We start from the raw sequence: 5,695 nt of genomic DNA, 5'->3' as shown, positions 1-5,695 counted from the left end.
CCGAACGGGCCGCGCACCTGCTGCTCGACGTCGGGCTCGTCGCCGCACTGCTGCTCGCCGCCGGCCGGGTCGCCGACCCGATCGCCCCGGACGCCTTCGTGCTCCGCGACGTCCTCGGCCTCGGCGGCCTGGCGGCGCTCGGCGCGGTGCTCTTCGGCGCACGCGCCGCCTGGGCCCCGCCGGTCGGCTGGGCCGGCGTCACGCTCGTCGTCCCACCCACCGGCGACCACTGGCTCACCCGCCTGCTGACGTGGCCGGTGCAGCCGACCGGCACCACCTCCGCCACCACCACCGCGGTCGTGCTCGGCTGCGCCGGCCTGCTCGCCTACAGCTGGTTCGGCTGCCGCCGCTAGACGCCCATCGGGTGCCAGACCGTCTTCGTCTCCAGGAACGCCCGCAGGCGGGCCAGGTCGGGTTCGCGGGTGAAGTCCTCGGCCGGACGCGCCCGCAGCACGCGCTTCACCGTGCCCGCCGCCGCCCGCTCCAGGTCCGCCCGCGCGGCCTCCGGCGCACCGGTCAGGTCCAGCGCGTTCACGTCCGCGTGCGACGCCAGCCACGGCGCGATCTCCGCCGTCCGCCCGGTCAGCACGTTCACCACGCCACCCGGCAGGTCGGACGTCGCCAGCACCTCCGACAGCGTCACGGCGGGCAGCGGCCGGTCCTGCGAGCCGACGACCACGGCGGTGTTGCCGGTCGCGATCACCGGCGCCACCACGCTGATCAGCCCCAGCAGCGACGACTGCTGCGGCGCGAGCACCGCGACCACGCCCGTCGGCTCCGGCGTCGAGAACGAGAAGTACGGCCCGGCCACGGGGTTCGCCCCGCCCAGCACCGTGGCGACCTTGTCGGTCCAGCCCGCGTACCAGACCCAGCGGTCGATCGCCGCGTCCACGAGCGACTGCGCCTTCTTCGCCGCGACGCCCTCGCAGGCGGCGACCTCGGCGGCGAACTGCTCCCGCCGGCCCTCCAGCACCTCGGCCACCCGGTACAGCACCTGGCCGCGGTTGTACGCCGTCGCGCCCGACCAGCCCGGGAACGCCTTGCGCGCCGCCGCCACCGCGTCGCGGGCGTCCTTGCGCGAGCCCTGCGCGGCGTTGGCGAGGAACGCGCCCTTGGCGTCCACCACCGGGTACGACCGGCCGGACTCCGAGCGCGGGAACGCGCCGCCGATGTAGAGCTTGTACGTCTTCGCGACCGCGATCCGGTTCTCAGACATCGAGGTAGGCCTCCAGCCCGGTGCGGCCGCCCTCGCGGCCGAAGCCCGACTCCTGGTAGCCGCCGAACGGGGCGGTCGGGTCGAAGCGGTTGAACGTGTTGGCCCACACCACGCCGGCGCGCATCTTCTGCGCGGCCCACAGGATGCGGGACCCCTTCTCGGTCCAGATGCCCGCGGACAGCCCGTACGGCGTGTTGTTCGCCTTGGCCACGGCCTCGTCCGGCGTGCGGAACGTCAGCACCGACAGCACCGGCCCGAAGATCTCCTCGCGGGCGATCCGCATCGCCTGCGACACGTTGGAGAACACGGTCGGCGCGAAGTAGAAACCCTTGTCGGGCAACGGGCACGCGGACGTCCAGCGCTCCGCGCCCTCGGCGTCGCCGGACTCGACCAGCTGCTGGATCTTCGTCAGCTGCTCGCGCGAGTTGATCGCGCCGACGTCGGTGTTCTTGTCCAGCGGGTCGCCGACGCGCAGCGTGGAGATCCGCACGCGCAGCTTCTCCAGCAGCTCCTCGGCCACGGACTCCTGCACCAGCAGGCGGGAACCCGCGCAGCACACGTGGCCCTGGTTGAAGAAGATGCCGTTGACGATGCCCTCGACGGCCTGGTCGAGCGGCGCGTCGTCGAACACGATGTTCGCGGCCTTGCCGCCGAGTTCCAGGGTGAGCTTGCGGCCGGTGCCGGCGAGCTGCCGCTGGATGAGCTTGCCGACCTCGGTCGACCCGGTGAACGCGACCTTGTCGACGTCGGGGTGCGACGTGACGGCGGCGCCGACGTCACCCGCTCCGGGGAGGATGTTCACCACACCGGGCGGCAGGTCGGCCTGCTGGATGATCTCCGCGAGCACCAGCGCGGTCAGCGGCGTCGTCTCGGCGGGCTTCAGCACCACCGTGTTGCCGCACGCCAGCGCCGGCGCGATCTTCCACGCCGCCATCAGCAGCGGGAAGTTCCACGGGATCACCTGGCCGGCGACGCCCAGCGGCCTCGGGTCGGGCCCGTAGCCCGCGTAACCGAGCTTGTCGGCCCACCCCGCGTGGTAGAAGAAGTGCGCGGCGGCCGTGGGCACGTCCACGTCGCGCGACTCCTTGATGGGCTTGCCGTTGTCCAGCGACTCCAGCACCGCGAGCTCCCGCCCGCGCTCCTGGATCAGCCGCGCGATCCGGAAGATGTACTTGGCGCGCTCCGAGCCGGGCATCCTGCCCCAGACCCGGTCGTAGGCGCGGCGCGCGGCCTTCACGGCCTTGTCCACGTCCGCCGGCGCGGCCGTGCTGACCTCGGCCAGCACCTCCTCCGTGCCGGGGTTGACGGTCTTCAGCGGCTCACCGGCGCCCTCGACGAACTGGCCGTCGACGAACATCCGGTAGGTCGGCTTGAGGTTCGCGATGTCCCGCGACTCGGGCGCGGGCGCGTATTCCCACATGGTCAGTCCACCGTCACGTAATCGGGGCCGCTGTAGTGGCCCTCCAACTGGGTGCGCCGCTGCATCAGCAGGTCGTTGAGCAGCGTGGAGGCGCCGAACCGGAACAGGTCCGCGGTCAGCCACTCGGGCCCGGCCACCTCGTTCACCGCGACCAGGTACTTGATCGCGTCCTTGGTGGTGCGGATGCCGCCGGCCGGCTTCACGCCTCGTCTCTCACCCGTCTGGGTGTGCCAGTCGCGGACGGCCTGCAGCATCACGTGCGTGACGGGCAGCGTCGCGGCGGGCGACACCTTGCCGGTGGAGGTCTTGATGAAGTCGCCGCCCGCGAGCAGGCCGAGCCAGGACGCGCGGCGCACGTTGTCGTAGGTCGCCAGCTCGCCGGTCTCCAGGATGACCTTGAGGTGCGCGTCCCCGCAGGCGTGCTTGACCTGCACGATCTCGTCGAACACCTGCCCGTAGCGGCCGGACAGGAACGCGCCGCGGTCGATCACCATGTCGATCTCGGTGGCGCCCGCGTCCACCGCGAACGCGGTGTCCTCCAGCTTCACCTTCAGGCTGGACCGGCCGGACGGGAACGCGGTGGCGACGCTGGCCACGTTGATGCCGGTGCCCTGGAGCTCCTTGACCGCCGTCTCCACCATGTCGGGGTACACGCAGACGGCGGCGACCTTCGGCACGTCGGGGCGCTCCGGGTCGGGCCGGCGGGCCTTCGCCGCCAGCGACCGCACCTTGCCGTGCGTGTCCGCGCCTTCCAGCGTGGTCAGGTCGACCATGCTGATCGCGGTGTCGATGGCCCACATCTTGCCGGCCTTCTTGATGCTGCGGGTGCCCAGACCGGCCGCGCGCTGTTCGACGCCGACCTGGTCCACACCGGGCAGTCCGTGCAGGAACCGGCGCAGCGACGCGTCGTCGCGGACGGCGTCCGCGAGCGCCGGGGGCAGCGACGGCGATGTCGATGGAGCAGCCATGTCGCCGAGTCTAGGCGGAGTGGGACGGGCGTCCTAGTTGAGTCGGCGCGGGGGTGCGGCCGTTCGTCGGCGGGGCGTTCGGCCACCCGCGCGAGGTGAGCGCGAGGGTGAGCGAAGCGTGAGCGGCGGCTAGTTGCATCCACCCCATCGGCAACCGAAGGGGGCACCACGTGTCAGGACGGTTAACCAGAGTGCTGTTGGCGGCGCTGCTCGGCGTCGCGGCGTTCGCGGGGGCGGCGGAGGCGGCGGCGCAGCCGGCCAAGCCCGCCGACGACCAGTCGGCGCAAGTTCAGCCGGGGCAGGTCCAGTCGGGGCAGGTCCGGCCGGGGCAGCAGGAGCGGGAGCTGAGCGGCCTCGCCATCATCAGCCAGGCGCCCGAGGCCAACGGCAAGTGCCTCGACGTCTACAACGCGGGCGGCGGTCCGCAGATCCAGATGTGGTGGTGCAACGGCTGGAACAACCAGGACTGGGACATCGCCACCGGCCCCCACGGCTACTGGCGGCTGCGCCCGTACTCGAACCTGAACATGTGCCTCGACGCGTACAAGGGCCGGGGCGTGCAGGTCGTCCAGTACCGCTGTGACTCGACCAGGACCCAGGAGTTCACGCGCGAGGCCTACCAGGGCGCCTACCGGTACCGCTCGCTGAGCAGCCCGAGCCTGTGCCTGGACATCTACGACCACGGCCGGGGCACCACCGTGCAGATGTGGGACTGCCGGGACGTCCAGCACCAGTACTTCTACTGGCAGGGGCAGTAGCCGTCAGCGGCGGCGCAGCGGTGCCGTGACCTCGTCGTCCTCGGCGAGGCGGGGCGCGCGCTGCGCCGCCGTGCCCACGTGCAGCGGTTCGGTGACGTCGTCGACCACGACCGCCGAGGGCGCGTACCGGGCCGCCGTGCCGGTGCGCTTCAGCTTCTGCCACGGCAGCCGCGCGCCGGCGATGGCGGTGATCACGGACTGGATCACGACGAGGTACATGAGCTGCCGGTACACGACCGGCTGGAGGGCCACGGCCCACAGCGGGCGCAGGCTCTCCCGGTCCAGCCGGAACGCGATCACGGCGGGCACCAGCTGCAGGACCAGGAACCCGAGCCACGCCGCCGCGCCGCGCACCGGGTCGGTGAACAGGCTGAGCACGGCGAACACGTCGATCACGGGCGCCAGCACGGGCAGCACGACCTGGTACAGCGCGAGGTACGGCAGCCCGCGCCGGCCCAGCCGACCGCCCAGGCCGCGTTCCCGCACCGCGCCGCGGTGCTTCCACATCGCCTGCAACGTGCCGTAGCACCAGCGGTAGCGCTGGCGCCACAGCTGGCCGAGCGTGGCGGGCGCCTCGGTCCACGCGCGGGCCGACTCGCGGTACGTGACCGCCCAGCCCGCCCGCTCCAACGCCATCGTGAGATCGGTGTCCTCGGCCAGCGTGTCCTCCGGCACGCCCCCGACCTGCCGCAACGCGCTCAACCGGAACCCGCCGACGGCGCCGGGCACGGTCGGCATGCACTCCATGACGTCGTACATGCGCCGGTCGAGGTTGAACCCGATCACGTACTCGATGTGCTGCCAGCGGCCGAGCAGGCCGTCCCGGTTGCCGACCTTCGCGTTGCCCGACACCGCGCCCACGTCCGGGTCGGCGAACGGCTCGACCAGCTCGGCGACGGTGTCCGGCTCCAGCACCGTGTCGCCGTCCACCATCACCACGAGCTCGGTGCGGCAGTGCGCCAGGCCCGTGTTCAACGCGGCGGCCTTGCCCGCGTTGGCCTGCCGGATCAGCGTCACGCCGGGCAGGCCGAGGGACCGGACGACCTCGCTGGTGCGGTCGGTCGACCCGTCGTCCACCACGATCACCCGCACGTCCGCGGTGCTCGCCAGGATGGTGCGCAGGGTCGCCTCGATGCCCGCTTCCTCGTTGTACGCGGGCACGAGCACGGTCACGGGTTGGCGCGGCAGCCGCCGCGCGTGCCGGCCGACCCGCCGGGCCCGGCGCGCGTGGATGCCAGTGGTGCCGAGGGGCAGCGCGGCCCGCAGCAGCGCCACCACGCTGGAGACGACGACCAGCCACGTCATCAGCTCGGTGGTCGCGGCGGCGGCGCCG

The 5,695-nt window shown here is 72.6% G+C and carries 6 protein-coding genes; 2 read left to right on the top strand and 4 right to left on the bottom strand.

All coding sequences use genetic code 11. The features are described from left to right. Positions 1-353, top strand: a 353-nt coding sequence (locus ACFQ3T_RS33875; protein ID WP_380729780.1) for a hypothetical protein, incomplete at its 5' end; no start/stop codon positions are given. Here ACFQ3T_RS33875 and ACFQ3T_RS33870 read toward each other — a convergent pair. From ACFQ3T_RS33870 to deoC, 3 genes are read right to left on the bottom strand one after another with little or no spacing between them, the layout of a single operon-like run. Then, positions 350-1,216 (bottom strand): aldehyde dehydrogenase family protein, encoded by an 867-nt coding sequence (locus ACFQ3T_RS33870; protein ID WP_380729778.1) that lies wholly within the window; start codon positions 1,214-1,216, stop codon positions 350-352. The two genes, ACFQ3T_RS33875 and ACFQ3T_RS33870, sit on opposite strands and share 4 nt — an antisense overlap. Further along, on the bottom strand, positions 1,209-2,642 hold the full coding sequence (locus ACFQ3T_RS33865) for an aldehyde dehydrogenase family protein (RefSeq protein WP_380729781.1): 1,434 nt from the start codon (positions 2,640-2,642) through the stop codon (positions 1,209-1,211). The genes ACFQ3T_RS33870 and ACFQ3T_RS33865 overlap by 8 nt, the downstream gene beginning before the upstream one ends. Beyond that, positions 2,639-3,604 (bottom strand): deoxyribose-phosphate aldolase, encoded by a 966-nt coding sequence (gene deoC / locus ACFQ3T_RS33860; RefSeq protein ID WP_380729776.1) that lies wholly within the window; start codon positions 3,602-3,604, stop codon positions 2,639-2,641. Before deoC ends, ACFQ3T_RS33865 begins: the two co-directional genes overlap by 4 nt. Before the next feature lie 191 nt (positions 3,605-3,795). On the opposite strand from deoC, the gene ACFQ3T_RS33855 reads away from it, so the two are divergent. Beyond that, positions 3,796-4,362 carry an RICIN domain-containing protein gene (locus tag ACFQ3T_RS33855; RefSeq protein ID WP_380729774.1) on the top strand — a complete coding sequence of 189 codons (567 nt, stop codon included), beginning with the start codon at positions 3,796-3,798 and terminating at the stop codon, positions 4,360-4,362. A 3-nt stretch (positions 4,363-4,365) separates the two neighbouring features. Here ACFQ3T_RS33855 and ACFQ3T_RS33850 read toward each other — a convergent pair. Then, positions 4,366-5,695 (bottom strand): glycosyltransferase family 2 protein (locus ACFQ3T_RS33850; protein WP_380729772.1); only part of this gene is annotated, 1,330 nt, incomplete at its 5' end.

The organism is Saccharothrix hoggarensis (assembly GCF_042678885.1).
Lineage (GTDB): Bacteria > Actinomycetota > Actinomycetes > Mycobacteriales > Pseudonocardiaceae > Actinosynnema > Actinosynnema hoggarensis.
Note: the sequence above shows the minus strand (reverse complement) of the source record. Positions and strands in the feature narration are given on the sequence as shown.

Coding starts and splice junctions, on each gene's coding strand:
- ACFQ3T_RS33870 (WP_380729778.1), bottom strand. CDS start 1,216: ATGTCTGAGAACCGGATCGCGGTCGCGAAGACGTACAAGCTCTACATC.
- deoC (WP_380729776.1), bottom strand. CDS start 3,604: ATGGCTGCTCCATCGACATCGCCGTCGCTGCCCCCGGCGCTCGCGGAC.